Consider the following 14400-nt stretch of genomic DNA (forward strand, 5'->3'; position numbering starts at 1 on the left):
AGCTTTTATTTGATCTTCGTTAACATCAGCCATGTGTTTGATCCAGATGAAAATTGTAAAAATTAAAATGAGTTACTTGAAAAAAGATTCGATAGTATCTGGGGCATCATCGCGAAGTAAACAAGTCTTGTATTCTGGATGATCTTTCGGAAAGCATACCCACTGTCGGATATTGATCAATTTATCTAATCTTTTTGTTAATACGGCGTAAAACACAGGGTCATTCATGTAGATGCTCATGTAAAAATCTTTGTAATTTATTCTGTGCCCAGTAATTTCATTACCTCTTTTCATTTCATATTTTTTAGAAAGCTCGAAGGGCATCGATAAAAAGTATACGATTAATTCATTTTGCTGCGTTTGTGTTAATTCGGCATAACGGTCACCGATAACACCAACCGATTGGGTTGATTTACCTCGTGCTAAGACCATATCACCATGGTAATAGACTTTACCATCACGATAAATTTTGATGACGTAATAAGGTTGTCCCATAAATGATTCTGTTAGCTCAAAAACAGGTATAGGTTCATCATTTGCTGATATTTTCTGATAAATAAATAGTCCTATTACCAAGGCCGTAAGGCGCAATAACCAGCGGGCATTGCGCCGTATTTTCAAACTATTCAAATTCATATCAATCTCAGTTATTCCCGTGATCGTCAAAATGGTTACCGTTTCCTAAAAGACCTGAAGGCATCAAATCGATTTATCGTACAAAAGGTTGTTGGTATACATATGGTAAGAACGTCCCCTATTAATAATCGGTTCCATAAAATGTAGTTAGAGGCTGTAAGTGAGTGGCTGTTGCGTTTTATTGCATCCGACTGATGTAGCCGATAACAATCCGCGTTAGCGCATTATCACGGAAAGCTTTTTAGGCTACGCCTGTCCAAAAGTCCAATCGGCAGCCATTTATTTAAATTATCTTTGAGCTAAGTCTCGGTTTTTGGCCTAGCGAACCGCTCTTGTGTGATTGGTTTTGCTTTTTTATTTGGCGTGTTCGGCTAGGGATATGAGTCGCATCTCAAAACGATAGGTGTGTGGAATCCACTAAAAGGCGCTTTACCGAGACGAATCCCTCAACGCCGAACATTAAATGCGCGGCATATGGCAATCGGATTAGGTTAGATGTCGAAACAGGCTGAATGCGATTCCTGACCCGTTGCTTCTAAAAAGTTGGGTAAACCAACATTGCGCCGATTTTTAGCAGAAAAGGGGGCGGCTGTGGGTAAAAATATCTAGCCTATAAATTCAGCAGCCAATGAGCTTTTGCTTGAAAAACAGCCGGAGATCACCCGTTATTTCGACAAGAAATCCATATCGACGCTTATCTGCAAGTTGAGTTGCACTGCCTTAGCTAGCATTCATGTCACTGCACGCCGACGTTTTTAAGGTGTTGTCGATCAACTGAATGACTTTATCTATGGTGCAGCCGGGCTCATAGCCGGCGTATTGTTGGGCAAACGCTTGTGCGGATTGCCGGTAACGCGATTTATTTAATGCGTCCTCCAATAGCCCGGCGAAATCGTGTTCCTGACGGCTGTTCCTTACCGCTATCCCGGCGCCCAACGCCTCAACGCGCAGGCCCATCAGAAATTGCTCGACATTTTGCGGCACGAGCAACAGCGGGATGCCTGCCAATAGGCATTGACTCACGGTGCCCGTACCGCCGGTGGTTACGGCACAGTGTGTCATTTTAAAAAGCTGTTCGGTTTGGACAGGTTGGGTGAGGATGCGCAAGTTTGGTTTGGCAAACGCCTGAATGTGGGTGGGTTTGGTCCCAGGCGCAACCACAATGATTTCCGCCGAGAGTTTTGATAGGGCTTTAAGCAGGTTTTCAAAACCAGGCACGTCAGGCCGCAAATAGGCGAATACGTGGGGTTTGTCGGTTAGTTGCCAGGTGATGGCTTGCCCTGTGCTACCTGTATATATCGGGCCAACGTAATTTTCGCCTTCGCGTACACCATAATGGTTTAACTCGGCGAAGGTTGCCAATACTTTGCGAGCGCCTTGGAATAAATCGGTGATGCGTTCGATAGCGCCACCCTTTAAAAAGGTCGAAAGGGTATTAAGCCGTTCCAGGACATAGTGTTCAGCTCGTAACAGCCGTTCCGTCGGGATGGTTTCCCACGGACGGATAGAAGGCAGCGGTAAACAATTGGGCGGTATCTCAAAACCGGTGCCGATGGTGATGGCGGGCAAACCGGTCAGGCGGGCGGCAACGAGGGCAGTGGGCGCGTGGTCTACAACTATGAGATCGGCCTTGAACAGCCGGATTAAACTAATCCAGCCCTGCACCAAGCCCAATAAAACTGCCCGGTCGGCATAGCCTGACGCAATCAGGATTTCGGCGTAGTTGACCGGGTGGGGAAGCCGCTTCTTGTCGACATTGATGGGGGCTTGGGCGTAAGCAAATCCTTCGGGCGTGAGCAGTTGGGCCGCCACGGCGGTGTCCCGCACCACAAAGAAAATTTGGTGTCCCATTTGCCGCAGTTGCCGGGCTATCGGCAATTGGCGAGTAATATGCCCAAGGTTACCGCCCAATTCCCAGGCGAACAGGATACGGCTCATGTCAGTTTTACCTACTCTGTCAATATGCTAGTGGGCCAGGGGCGCGGTCATAGCTAAAGTTGATGCCATAAAACTCGCATTACCCGGTTATATCGGCGATGACACGGCACTATAAACGAGTTCTTGAAAATTGCGAGCCCCCGTCCCTATGCACGATTAGGCAGATAGGTGTGGACAACAGACTGCCTTAAACATGGTGACATCTCCAATATTTGTAGTCTCATCTACAAAGAGCGATGGGCGACAACAAGAATGCCACGGCCTGCCAGACTGCGTTAGCTTTCGCAGCATCATCAATCCAACAGTCAGGTGACCGTTCTGTTGAAGACCTTACGCCCCTAACACCTTGCGCACACACTGTTTTGAAATTGGGGCGACACCGAAAGCCCTGCAGCTAACAGTCGGACAGCTATTGGCTGCAGCGATTTGCCGTGTGCAAATGGCTCGGTGGCCAACGCGCAAGTACTGGAGGCTAGAATTTCAATCGATTTGGCTTACCCGATTAGCTTTTTACCCTGCGCGCAAGCGTTTCGTGGCTTGCGGTTAAGGTAATTTGCTATTGGCGAACACCGTTTCTGCCTGCGCGTTTGCTTAGTCCGGTTTGCGATTGACGCTATTTGCCGTGTACGAACGGCTTGTTGGCCTGCGCGCAAGGTCGTCGAGATTTGGGGTTGCACCAATGTGGCTTGCCCGAATCGCTTTTTACCTGGCGAACACGCTTATCTTTGCTTGCGCTTGAAGCTATTTGCCTTGCACGACCGGCTTTTTGGCTCGCCTCTCTACCGCAACGCTCGGCACTTAAAGATAAAAGGTATTGGGGTGGAGCGAACAGCCTGGCAACAGTAGCGTTGAAGCTAAGCGGCCTAGTATGACGGTTGGCCGTCCCCCACGGCCAGCTGTCAATTCCAGCGAAAAGCTTAGCCGGCGGCTGACTCGACTTTGCTCTTGGCACCGCGATTGAAGCGCACCGCCATCGCTTGGCGTAAAGTTTCCAGCGCCGCGCCTTTGCCGGCAATTTTCAGTGAGGCGTAGGCGTCCAGACAGAAGCTGTAAATATCACTGCCCAGCGCCATGTCGGTATCGTCGCCGCGCGCCTGCAAATCCCGCAGCCGATGTAACCTGGGCCGCAGTTGGTCAAGGCTGGTCATGTCCGCTTGCGCCTCTGCCATGTTCAAATTGGGCGGAATCGCTTGAGCGTTTTGTCCTGCCAACAGCATGGTCTGCCGACAGAACGCTTCAGTTTTATCACCCATCTTCAGAATATTGCGGCGCTGGTCGGGCGACAGCGACGCAAAGCCGGTAAAGTGGGCTTCCAAGGTATTCAAAGCCGCATCGATCTCCGCCAATGCCGCATCGCTGAAAGTTAACGATAACAAATTCTGACTCATCTCAATCTCCTGCAAAGTTGCCGAAAACGCGCACCGACCGCGCCGGTCCGCAGAGAAAAAGCGTAGGCTATATTTCTAAAAAGGAATGATTTTATATGTTAGAGATTGGCGTTTTTATTCGGCAAAGCTTGTGATCGGGATTGAGTGGAGCGGAATCCGGGGTTGAGAGTCACATTTGATGGCTGTTCTTGATTCAGGCCATACTTGCTGTGGCCTGAAAGGAAAGGCTTAAAGCGGCCAAAACTGCCGGACAAATACACTAACGCGAACGATGCGCTTCACGCTGTTCAGCGCATCCTACGGCCCGGCTATCTTATATACCTTCTTCTTGGTATCTTTTATATTTTTCTTTCAGCTTTTCCTTACTCAGATTGACAAGAGCCCAAGCGGCAGAGATTTCATCGCCATCTCGCGAATAAATCCTTCTTACATTATTCGTGTATGTAGTCATCTTCTTTGCTTTATGCTTTGCAGTACGTGCGCTCGTCCCTATACTGACCGCTCCATTTGGATCTATCGCAATAACGGAATGGTCATCTGTGCGCACGATAATATATTTTCCTGTTTTGGGATCTCTTTTAAAAACATATTTTCCCGATTTTTTATTTCTTAAAGAATTGTTTTTTTTCACATTTACCACCCTACTTAAATATACACGCAGGATTATTGTAATCACCTTCAATAAAGGTTGGCCCTTGCTCTCTTAAGTTCAATGTTGATATCTTTCCCGTTGAGGCCCAATCTTTTTTGCTCTTCAACCGATAATAAGTCAGCACCGGATCATTCGCATAATCATCGAATATTAATCCCAAAGGGACGTATCTCTTAGTGTTCAGATATCTATCGAGCGCCCGCCTACATGATTCCTGTCTATCAAGACTAACTAACGTAAGATGAACACTATAGTCAAAAGCTTTCACAATAGCGAAAAGCTTGCTTAAAGATTCCATACTATGCCCAATCTTCGGAATAACTATGTTTATTCCACTAGACAAACAATACTCTATTAGGCATGGTTCATCATTGTGCTTTGGATTATCAGATGACCCATAGGTAACTAATGTTGATTCCTCATGCAATATCGACGCTCCAAACTCATGTTTATATTCAGGGAATTTTCGCTTTGCATAATCTGAGTCTACAACATAGGCGCCGTAATAATCAGCAACTTTTGATGAAATGCTCGATTTCCCTGATGCAGGTAATCCAATAACTAAAAATGCCTGGTTTTCTTTTCTTACAGCGCTATTTGGTTTTGCCCCCCCATTTCCCAGGCTTATTTTTTCATCGTCTTCAAGGCGGTTGAGTTGGCGCAATTCATCAAATATTCGCGATCGTAATATTTTCCTAATTTCATCTTGTTTGTATTTTGGATTACGATTATCAGAAAACTCTAAAGTAGGCCGACACTTCATTTCCTCTAATAAAATTTCCGCCTTAGTTACATCTTGGGTATATTCAGCGGCATCATCATTATCGATCTCCAATGTTTTAGTTAAAAACCTAAAAACAAGATCATTGGTGTTGAGTGGTCTCGCAAAATTATTGCTCATCGTGTTATTTTATCAAAAAACTTTCAAATCAATTAGCCTAAGCTTTTCTAGCAGACTATCTGCATGGAAATCTAAAAATATAAGTGCTCAGTCCGCGTAGCTCCGATTAGCGATAGCGTAATCGGAGGAAGGTTGACTTCGAAATGCGCGAGTAGGCAAGCTAATCGCACTTACATTTTGAATGACAGCTCATTGGCCTTTTATTATCACCGCAAATTAAATCTTATCCGGAGACAATAGATCGGCTGGCAACCGTGAGATAAACCGCCATTCAGCACAGACTTGAAACTAAAATCGGCTTCGAAATAACGCTATGTTTAGCGCAGTTCCCTGGCGCGTTGAATTAGACGACTACTCAAAACCAATGGAGTCTGACTCCATTGGTTTCTACACACCGATTATTTTTCCTTTTGAACCTCAGCAGGCGCCTTGTTCTCGGCAGGCACTACCGCCTCAGCTGGCACTTGTGCCTCAGCTGCCTTTTTTGCCTCTCTCTCTGCCGCCTTTTTTGCCAGCGCGGCCTTCTGATCAGCCGCCTGTCTCGCCGCTACCGACCCGGTTTCTGCCGCAGCCAACAACATTACTGTGTCTGCCTGGGTTGCCACTGGAGTGAACAGTACTAATAGTGTGCAAAGACATACTGCCAATCTACTTTCTTTTGATTTAATGCTCAACATAACGACCTCGCTGTAATAGTTATTCTAGAAGATCCTTCCAACTGTCTGCTATTCCACCGTGACCGACTTGGCTAAGTTGCGCGGCTGATCCACGTCGGTGCCTTTGAGCACGGCAACGTGGTAGGACAGCAGTTGCAGCGGGATGGTGTAGACGATAGGCGAGATGATGTTGGCGACGCTGGGCATTTTGACGATTTGCACGTTTTCGTCGCTGCTTTCCGCCAGTTCTTCATCCATGAACACGATCAATTGCCCGCCACGGGCGCTGACTTCCTGGATATTGGATTTCAGTTTTTCCAGCAGGTTGTTGTTGGGCGCCACGGTTACGACCGGCATTTCCGAGTCGATTAACGCCAGCGGGCCGTGTTTCAACTCGCCGGCTGGGTAGGCTTCGGCGTGGATGTAGGAAATCTCCTTCAGCTTCAATGCCCCTTCCATCGCGATCGGGTAATGGGTACCGCGACCGAGGAAGAGCGCGTTGTGTTTATCGGCAAAGCGCTGCGACAGCAATTCGATAGCGTTATCCAGTTTCAGCACTTTTTCGATGTGGCCGGGTAAGCTGAATAGCTCGGAGACGATTTCCTCTTCCGTTTCCTTGGTCAATGCAAAGCGGCGGCCCACGGCAATGATCAACATCAGCAGGGCCACCAACTGGGTGGTGAAGGCTTTGGTGGAAGCCACACCAATTTCCGGGCCGGCGCGGGTCATCATGACCAGATCGGATTCGCGCACCAGCGAGCTTTCCGGTGCATTGCAAATCACCAGCGAATGTTTGACGCCCAGGCGTTTGGCTTCCAATAACGCTGCCAAGGTGTCGGCGGTTTCCCCGGATTGGGAAATGGTGACGACCAGGGTATCCGGGGAAATAACCGGATTGCGATACCTGAATTCGCTAGCCACTTCTATGGAGCATGGCACCCGTGCCAGTTTCTCGAACCAGTAACGAGCCACCAAGCCGGAATGATAGCTAGTGCCGCAAGCCAGAATCTGTACCGATTTGATTTGGTCGAATACTTCGGCGGCGTTATGGCCAAACGCATTGTCCTGCAACCGGTTGTCGATGAAACGGCCTTCCAGCGTTTCCGACACCGCCCAGGCTTGCTCGTAAATTTCCTTGAGCATGTAGTGGCGGTATTTGCCTTTGTCGACCGAATCGGCTTTTAATTGGCTTTCGACGATAGGGCGTTCAACGCGGTGATCGTTTTCATCATAAATCACCAGACTGTCGATTTTCAGTTCGGCAATGTCGCCGTCTTCCAGGAAAATGAAGCGCTGGGTAACCGGTAAGAGGGCGGCTATATCGGATGCAATGAAATATTCGCCGATGCCGACGCCAATCACCAAGGGGCTGCCTTTGCGACAGGCGATCAAGGTATCCGGGCAGTCGATGAATACCACGCCCAGCGCATACGCACCCCGTAAAGTGGCGACCGTGGCTTTTACCGCGCTTAACAGGCTGTCGGTGGTTTGCAGATCTTCGGCAATTTTATGCACGATGACTTCGGTATCAGTTTCTGAAGTGAATTCGAAACCGTTCTGTTGCAAGGCCGTACGCAAATGATCGTGATTTTCGATAATACCGTTGTGCACTACCGCCACTTTATCGCGACTAACATGGGGGTGAGCGTTGCGGGTGCTGGGTTTGCCGTGGGTGGCCCAGCGCGTATGCGCGATACCGATAGTCCCTTCGATAGGATCGGCGGCGATTAAGGCTTCCAGCCCTTTAACTTTGCCTAACTCACGTTTTCGGAATATTTCGCCCTGACTGACCACGGCCAAACCGGCTGAGTCGTAGCCGCGATATTCCAGGCGCTTCAGGCCTTCCAGCAAAATCGGCACGACATTACGCTGTGCAACTCCCGCGACTATCCCACACATACTATTTCTCCGACTTACAAGGAGGTAAGGAGTGCGGAGAATTGTCGGGAACAATCTCCGCCTGTTTAACCGGACGCTGCCAGGTCGGCACGCTAAGCTGTTTGGTCCGGCTAAGGGTTAACTGATTTTCCGGCGTATCGCGAGTAATGGTCGAACCGGCACCAATCGTAGCATTTTTACCCACCGTCACCGGCGCCACCAATTGGGTATCCGATCCGATAAACGCGCCATCTTCGATGATGGTTTTAAATTTATTCACGCCGTCGTAATTGCAGGTGATCGTGCCGGCGCCGATATTGACTTTACTACCCACTTCGCTATCGCCAATATAGCTTAAATGGTTAATTTTGCTGCCGGTGGCGACGGTGGATTTCTTGATTTCCACGAAATTGCCGATATGTACATGATCGGCCAGTTCGGTTTGCGGACGTAGACGGGCGAATGGGCCGATTCGGCTACCGACGCCGACTGTGGCGTCCTCGATCACGCTGTTGGCGAATATCTCGACATCATTGGCGATGCTGGCGTTTTTAATCAGGCAATTGGGACCGATTTTAACGTTGGAGCCAATACGATTTGTGCCCTCGAAGATTACGTTGACGTCCACATCGATATCCTGACCAATCTCCGCAAAACTGCCTCGCACATCTACCCGGGCCGGATCGCGTAGCGTGACGCCTTTTTCCATTAGCGCTTGCGCTTGTTCCAGTTGATACACGCGTTCCAGATGCGCCAATTGGCTGCGATTGTTTACACCCAGCACTTCATCCTGGCTGCCGGCTTGTGTAGTTTCTACACTCAAGCCATCTTCCACGGCCATTTCGATAATGTCGGTCAAATAGTATTCATTTTGGGCGTTGTTATTGCTCAGCCGGGACAACCATTGCTTTAACTGGCTACCTTTGCAGGCCAAGATGCCGGTATTGCCTTCAGTGATTTGCAATTCCACTTCGTTGGCGTCTTTTTGCTCAACTATTTTGACGACGGCGTGATCTTTGTCGCGAACGATGCGCCCGTAACCGGTTGGATCGTCTAGATTGACTGTTAGCAAAGCCAAAGACGTCAAGCTGACCTTGTGTAATAAGGTTTGGATGGTTTTGGCTTTTAATAGCGGAACATCACCGTACAGAATCAAAACAGTATCCGGATCGTCCACATGGTGGATCGCTTGCTGTACCGCGTGTCCGGTGCCTAGCTGCTGCTTTTGCTCGATCCAGGTGGCGCTCAAACTGCTTAAGGTTTGTTTGACCGTCTCGCCGCCGTGACCGTAGATGATGAAAATCTGATTATTCTCGAGCGAGAGGCTGGTTTCATAGACATGTTGCAGCAGCGCCTTATTGGCGATTTCATGCAGTACTTTGGGCCGCGACGAACGCATTCTAGTGCCTTGGCCGGCTGCCAAGATGATGGTTTTAATCGACATTGCTATTCCTTAAAACAAAAAAAGCCCGATAACGAATCGTCATCGGGCTTATATTTTTACGTAATGAATGGTTTACGCACCACGTTTTCTTAGTCTTTCCAAAGTTCTCAACTGGTTTACAGCTTGCGCCAATTCGGCTTGTGCAATCGCGTAATCGTATTTACCCGATTTATCGCTCAGCATTTCTTCCGCTCGGGCTTTGGCTTGCAAGGCTGCGGCTTCGTCGATATCTTTTGCTCTAATCGCAGTATCCGCCAAAACGGTCACCAAATGCGGCTGAACTTCCAGAAAACCGCCCGAGACATAAAACGCCTGCGATTCCTTGTCGCTCAACTTAACCCGTACTTCACCGGGTTTTAGCTTGGTGATCAACGGCGCGTGGCGCGGCGCAATACCGACATCGCCCATTTCAGCCGGTGCGAAGACCATTTCAGCCAAGCCGGAAAAGATTTCCTGCTCCGCGCTGACGATATCCACATGAATTGTCATTGCCATGTTAAAACTCTCCTATGAGCTGATTTACATGCCTTTGGCTTTTTCAATGGCTTCGTCGATTGTGCCGACCATGTAGAAAGCTTGCTCGGGAAGACTGTCGTATTCACCGCTGATAATGCCTTTGAATCCAGCAATGGTATCTTTCAAAGAGACGTATTTACCAGGAGAACCGGTAAAGACTTCGGCAACGAAGAACGGTTGCGACAAGAAACGTTGGATTTTACGCGCTCTGGATACAGTCAGCTTGTCGTCTTCAGACAATTCGTCCATACCCAAGATGGCGATAATATCGCGCAGTTCTTTATAGCGTTGCAAAATGCCCTGTACCGCGCGAGCAACGTCATAATGCTCTTGGCCGATCACCAAAGGATCAAGCTGACGGCTGCTGGAATCCAGCGGATCGATAGCCGGATAGATACCCAGCTCGGCGATCTGCCGAGACAATACTACGGTCGCATCCAAGTGGGCGAAGGTAGTAGCAGGCGACGGGTCGGTCAAGTCGTCCGCAGGTACGTATACCGCTTGGATAGAGGTAATAGAACCGGTTTTAGTCGAGGTAATCCGTTCCTGCAACACACCCATCTCTTCAGCCAGTGTAGGCTGATAACCTACCGCGGAAGGCATACGTCCCAGCAGCGCCGATACTTCGGTACCCGCCAAGGTATAACGATAAATGTTGTCAACGAAGAACAGTACGTCACGACCTTCGTCACGGAAAAACTCAGCCATGGTCAAACCGGTCAGCGCGACACGCAAACGGTTGCCTGGTGGCTCGTTCATTTGGCCGTAAACCAGCGATACTTTGTCGATAACGTTGGAGTCGGTCATCTCGTGATAGAAGTCGTTACCTTCACGAGTCCGCTCGCCTACACCGGCAAATACCGAGAAACCGCTGTGCTCGATCGCGATGTTACGGATCAGCTCCATCATGTTAACGGTCTTACCTACGCCAGCACCGCCGAATAGACCGACCTTACCGCCTTTCGCGAAAGGGCAGACCAAGTCGATAACCTTGATACCGGTTTCCAACAGTTCGTTAGCTGGCGCTTGCTCATCGTAAGAAGGTGCATCGCGGTGAATAGTCCACTTCTCTTTCTCACCAATAGGACCTTTTTCGTCGATAGCTTCGCCGAGGACATTCATGATGCGTCCCAGTGTCGCCTGACCGACCGGCACCTTGATCGCTTCGCCGGTATTGCTGACTTCAACGCCTCGGCTCAAGCCATCGGTGGAACCCATCGCAATGGTCCGGACTACGCCGTCGCCCAATTGCTGCTGAACTTCCAAAACCAGACCGCCCTTAACATTCAACGCATCATATACTCTCGGCAGGTTATCGCGTGGAAACTCCACGTCTACGACCGCACCGATGATCTGAACGATTTTACCCAAACTCATTATGTCGTCCTCTTTTAAAATCTATCTAAACTTGTCGTGATGCTCTAAACAGCAGCAGCGCCGGCCACGATCTCGGAAATCTCTTGCGTAATTGCCGCTTGTCTGGCTTTGTTATAAACCAGTTGCAATTCTTTAATGATATTCCCAGCGTTATCGGATGCGCTTTTCATTGCCACCATTCGGGCAGCCTGCTCGCAGGCGTTGTTTTCCACTAAACCTTGGAAAACCGCGGATTCCACATATCGGATCAATAAACTATCCAATACTTCTTTAGCATCAGGTTCGTATAAGTAATCCCAGCGACCTTTGGACTCTTCGCCTAAATCGCCCACAGCAACCGGTAACAATTTTTGCACGACCGGTTTTTGCGTCATAGTGTTTACGAAATCGTTACTGATCAAAAACAATTCATCAATCTCGCCGGCAGTAAACGCATCCAACATGATCTTGATCGTGCCGATGATGTCGTTCTGATGCGGTGTGTCGCCCAATTTGGAGACTTGTCCGATCAAATTGGCTTTGATCATGCTGAAAAAGCCCGCAGCCTTGCTGCCGATAGTACAGACGTCTACTGCGATTTGCTGGCTTTGCCATTGTTGCATTTCGCCCAACACTTTCCGGAACAAATTGGCATTCAGACCACCACACAAACCTCTATCTGAACTCACTACGATAATGCCGATGCGCTTGACTTCGCGTTCGATCAAAAAAGGATGCTTGTATTCGGGATTGGCATAAGCCAGATGTTTGATGATCTGGCCTATCTTCTTCGCGTAAGGCCGGGTGGCCTGCATTCTGTCTTTGGTTTTACGCATCTTGCTCGCGGCCACCATTTCCATGGCCCGAGTAATCTTCTGAGTATTTTTAATACTCGCGATCTTGGTACGTATCTCTTTGCCAACAGCCATGTGCGGACCCTTTACCAGCTACCGGTCTTGACGAAACGTTCAATGGCACTGTGAATGCCTTTTTGAATTTCGTCGTTATAGTCGCCTTTCTCGTTAATTTTAGCCATCAAAGCTGACTCGTCAGCATGCATGAAGTCCAACAAAGCCGCTTCGAAATCGCGGACTTTTTTAACTTCCAGGCTATCCAGGAAACCAGCGTTAGCCGCATACAAGGAAACACTCATGTCCGCGACCGACATCGGCGCGTATTGATTTTGTTTCATCAGTTCGGTAACGCGTTGTCCGCGTTCAATTTGCTTGCGTGTGCTTTCGTCCAAGTCGGAAGCGAACTGAGCAAACGCCGCCAACTCGCGGAACTGCGCCAAATCCAGACGAATACCGCCACCCAACTTTTTAATGATCTTGGTTTGTGCTGCACCACCCACCCGCGATACCGACAGACCGGCGTTAACCGCTGGACGAATACCTGAGTTGAACAGACCGGTTTCCAGGAAGATCTGGCCGTCGGTGATGGAAATCACGTTGGTCGGAACGAAAGCCGACACGTCGCCGCCTTGCGTTTCGATAATCGGCAACGCAGTCAATGAGCCGGTTTTGCCTTTCACTTTACCGTTGGTCAATTTTTCTACTTCAACCGCGTTGATGCGAGCTGCACGTTCCAGCAAGCGAGAGTGAATGTAGAACACGTCACCAGGATACGCTTCACGACCTGGCGGACGACGTAACAGCAAGGAAATTTGGCGGTACGCCCAAGCTTGCTTGGTCAAATCGTCATAAATGATCAGTGCATCTTCGCCGATATCGCGGAAATATTCGCCCATCGAGCAACCGGTGTAGGGCGCAATAAATTGCAGCGCCGCCGATTCAGAAGCCGAAGCCACCACGATGATGGTGTGCTCCATCGCGCCGTGCTCTTCCAGTTTGCGAACCACGTTGGCAATAGAAGAACGTTTTTGGCCGATAGCCACATAGATACATTTGATACCGGTACCTTTTTGATTGATGATCGCATCAATCGCAATGGCTGTTTTACCGGTTTGTCTGTCCCCGATGATTAATTCACGTTGGCCGCGACCAACAGGAATCATCGAGTCAATCGCTTTCAAACCGATTTGCACCGGTTGATCTACCGATTGTCTGGCGATAACGCCTGGAGCAATTTTTTCGATAGGCGAGCTTAATTTGGTTTCGATAGCGCCTTTACCGTCAATTGGGTTACCCAAGGCATCGACCACACGACCCAGCAAGGCTTCACCAACCGGCACTTCCAGAATTCTACCGGTACATTTAACAGTATCGCCTTCGGTAATATGTTGGTAAGCACCGAGCATTACCACACCGACCGAGTCTCTTTCCAGGTTCAAAGCCATGCCGTAAGAGCCGCCAGGGAATTCCAGCATTTCGCCTTGCATTGCTTCCGACAGACCGTGAACCCGAACAATACCGTCGGTGACACTGACTACGGTGCCTTCGGTATGTGCCTCAATATGGGCGTCGAAGTTCTCGATCTTCTTTTTGATCAGATCACTTATTTCTGATGGATTTAATTGCATTTTATTTTCCCGCTCTAACTCTTAAAGTCTTTTAGCTAATTGATGAAGCTGGCCTTTGATAGAACCGTCGATGACTTTGTCGCCCGCTTTAGCGAGGATGCCCCCAATTAACGATTTATCGACAGAAACGGATGCATTGACCTTTTTATGCAAAAGCTTTTCCAGCATGGCGACATATTTGCCTTGCTCGGCTTTTGTTAGCGAGTACGCACTGTATAAATCAACATTGACGTAGCCTTCATCATCCGCTTTGTACTGCTCGAACATCACCGAAATTTGCGGCAATAAGGGCAGCTTGTCATTTTCTATCAACACTTTCAGAAGATTCTTGGCTTCGTCTTGTATCTGATCCTGGCATATATCCAGAATCAAATGTGCTGTATGCTGTTTGCCAACCCGAGGATTTTTGACAATGTTAGCCAATGCCTCATCCTGAATGACCAAAGACAAAAACGTCAACGAATCGGACCATTGCTTGGACGACCCCGTTTCCTTGGCGCGCTTGAAAGCTGCTTCCGCGTAAGGTCTTGCTAATGTCGATAATTCAGCCATT

The 14400-nt window shown here is 48.8% G+C and carries 13 protein-coding genes; all 13 read right to left on the bottom strand.

Annotation, left to right across the window (positions count from 1 at the left end):
• Positions 1-72: 72 nt before the first annotated feature.
• The 13 genes from ACR64Q_RS20320 to ACR64Q_RS20380 all read right to left on the bottom strand — a co-directional run bounded on the left by ACR64Q_RS20320 (position 73) and on the right by ACR64Q_RS20380 (position 14399).
• Positions 73-636: a hypothetical protein gene (locus ACR64Q_RS20320; RefSeq protein ID WP_171697108.1), complete on the bottom strand. Its 564-nt coding sequence runs from the start codon at positions 634-636 to the stop codon at positions 73-75.
• Positions 637-1356: 720 nt separating this feature from the next.
• On the bottom strand, positions 1357-2574 hold the full coding sequence (locus ACR64Q_RS20325) for a glycosyltransferase (protein WP_483823417.1): 1218 nt from the start codon (positions 2572-2574) through the stop codon (positions 1357-1359).
• A 917-nt stretch (positions 2575-3491) separates the two neighbouring features.
• On the bottom strand, positions 3492-3962 hold the full coding sequence (locus ACR64Q_RS20330) for a hypothetical protein (protein WP_313732920.1): 471 nt from the start codon (positions 3960-3962) through the stop codon (positions 3492-3494).
• A 313-nt stretch (positions 3963-4275) separates the two neighbouring features.
• Positions 4276-4593, bottom strand: coding sequence for a hypothetical protein (locus tag ACR64Q_RS20335; protein WP_313732921.1), 318 nt, complete (start codon positions 4591-4593; stop codon positions 4276-4278).
• 10 nt (positions 4594-4603) lie between these two features.
• On the bottom strand, positions 4604-5515 hold the full coding sequence (locus tag ACR64Q_RS20340; RefSeq protein ID WP_313732922.1) for a zeta toxin family protein: 912 nt from the start codon (positions 5513-5515) through the stop codon (positions 4604-4606).
• 398 nt (positions 5516-5913) lie between these two features.
• Positions 5914-6192 (bottom strand): hypothetical protein, encoded by a 279-nt coding sequence (locus ACR64Q_RS20345; RefSeq protein WP_313732923.1) that lies wholly within the window; start codon positions 6190-6192, stop codon positions 5914-5916.
• A gap of 48 nt (positions 6193-6240) precedes the next feature.
• Complete coding sequence (gene glmS / locus ACR64Q_RS20350; RefSeq protein WP_313732924.1) at positions 6241-8070, bottom strand: glutamine--fructose-6-phosphate transaminase (isomerizing); 1830 nt, start codon at positions 8068-8070, stop codon at positions 6241-6243.
• Between the two features lies 1 nt (position 8071).
• Positions 8072-9493 carry a bifunctional UDP-N-acetylglucosamine diphosphorylase/glucosamine-1-phosphate N-acetyltransferase GlmU gene (glmU, locus tag ACR64Q_RS20355; protein WP_026602687.1) on the bottom strand — a complete coding sequence of 474 codons (1422 nt, stop codon included), beginning with the start codon at positions 9491-9493 and terminating at the stop codon, positions 8072-8074.
• Positions 9494-9565: 72 nt separating this feature from the next.
• A complete protein-coding gene (locus tag ACR64Q_RS20360) occupies positions 9566-9988 on the bottom strand; it encodes a F0F1 ATP synthase subunit epsilon (protein ID WP_026602688.1) in 423 nt (140 codons plus the stop codon).
• Positions 9989-10012: 24 nt separating this feature from the next.
• Positions 10013-11386, bottom strand: a complete 1374-nt coding sequence (atpD, locus tag ACR64Q_RS20365) for a F0F1 ATP synthase subunit beta (RefSeq protein ID WP_026602689.1) — start codon at positions 11384-11386, stop codon at positions 10013-10015.
• Between the two features lie 44 nt (positions 11387-11430).
• Positions 11431-12294, bottom strand: a complete 864-nt coding sequence (gene atpG / locus ACR64Q_RS20370) for a F0F1 ATP synthase subunit gamma (protein ID WP_020484121.1) — start codon at positions 12292-12294, stop codon at positions 11431-11433.
• An 11-nt stretch (positions 12295-12305) separates the two neighbouring features.
• Complete coding sequence (atpA, locus tag ACR64Q_RS20375; RefSeq protein WP_020484120.1) at positions 12306-13847, bottom strand: F0F1 ATP synthase subunit alpha; 1542 nt, start codon at positions 13845-13847, stop codon at positions 12306-12308.
• A gap of 21 nt (positions 13848-13868) precedes the next feature.
• Positions 13869-14399: a F0F1 ATP synthase subunit delta gene (locus ACR64Q_RS20380; protein WP_313732925.1), complete on the bottom strand. Its 531-nt coding sequence runs from the start codon at positions 14397-14399 to the stop codon at positions 13869-13871.
• Position 14400: the final 1 nt, after the last annotated feature.

It is taken from the genome of Methylomonas sp. 2F7, from assembly GCF_057126975.1.

What these genes read in the sequence shown, in the direction of transcription:
- ACR64Q_RS20345 (WP_313732923.1), bottom strand. Translation starts at nt 6,192, where the DNA reads ATGTTGAGCATTAAATCAAAAGAAAGTAGATTGGCAGTATGTCTTTGC.
- glmS (WP_313732924.1), bottom strand. Translation starts at nt 8,070, where the DNA reads ATGTGTGGGATAGTCGCGGGAGTTGCACAGCGTAATGTCGTGCCGATT.
- atpG (WP_020484121.1), bottom strand. Translation starts at nt 12,294, where the DNA reads ATGGCTGTTGGCAAAGAGATACGTACCAAGATCGCGAGTATTAAAAAT.
- ACR64Q_RS20320 (WP_171697108.1), bottom strand. Translation starts at nt 636, where the DNA reads ATGAATTTGAATAGTTTGAAAATACGGCGCAATGCCCGCTGGTTATTG.
- atpA (WP_020484120.1), bottom strand. Translation starts at nt 13,847, where the DNA reads ATGCAATTAAATCCATCAGAAATAAGTGATCTGATCAAAAAGAAGATC.
- ACR64Q_RS20360 (WP_026602688.1), bottom strand. Translation starts at nt 9,988, where the DNA reads ATGGCAATGACAATTCATGTGGATATCGTCAGCGCGGAGCAGGAAATC.
- ACR64Q_RS20330 (WP_313732920.1), bottom strand. Translation starts at nt 3,962, where the DNA reads ATGAGTCAGAATTTGTTATCGTTAACTTTCAGCGATGCGGCATTGGCG.
- ACR64Q_RS20340 (WP_313732922.1), bottom strand. Translation starts at nt 5,515, where the DNA reads ATGAGCAATAATTTTGCGAGACCACTCAACACCAATGATCTTGTTTTT.
- atpD (WP_026602689.1), bottom strand. Translation starts at nt 11,386, where the DNA reads ATGAGTTTGGGTAAAATCGTTCAGATCATCGGTGCGGTCGTAGACGTG.
- ACR64Q_RS20325 (WP_483823417.1), bottom strand. Translation starts at nt 2,574, where the DNA reads ATGAGCCGTATCCTGTTCGCCTGGGAATTGGGCGGTAACCTTGGGCAT.
- glmU (WP_026602687.1), bottom strand. Translation starts at nt 9,493, where the DNA reads ATGTCGATTAAAACCATCATCTTGGCAGCCGGCCAAGGCACTAGAATG.
- ACR64Q_RS20380 (WP_313732925.1), bottom strand. Translation starts at nt 14,399, where the DNA reads ATGGCTGAATTATCGACATTAGCAAGACCTTACGCGGAAGCAGCTTTC.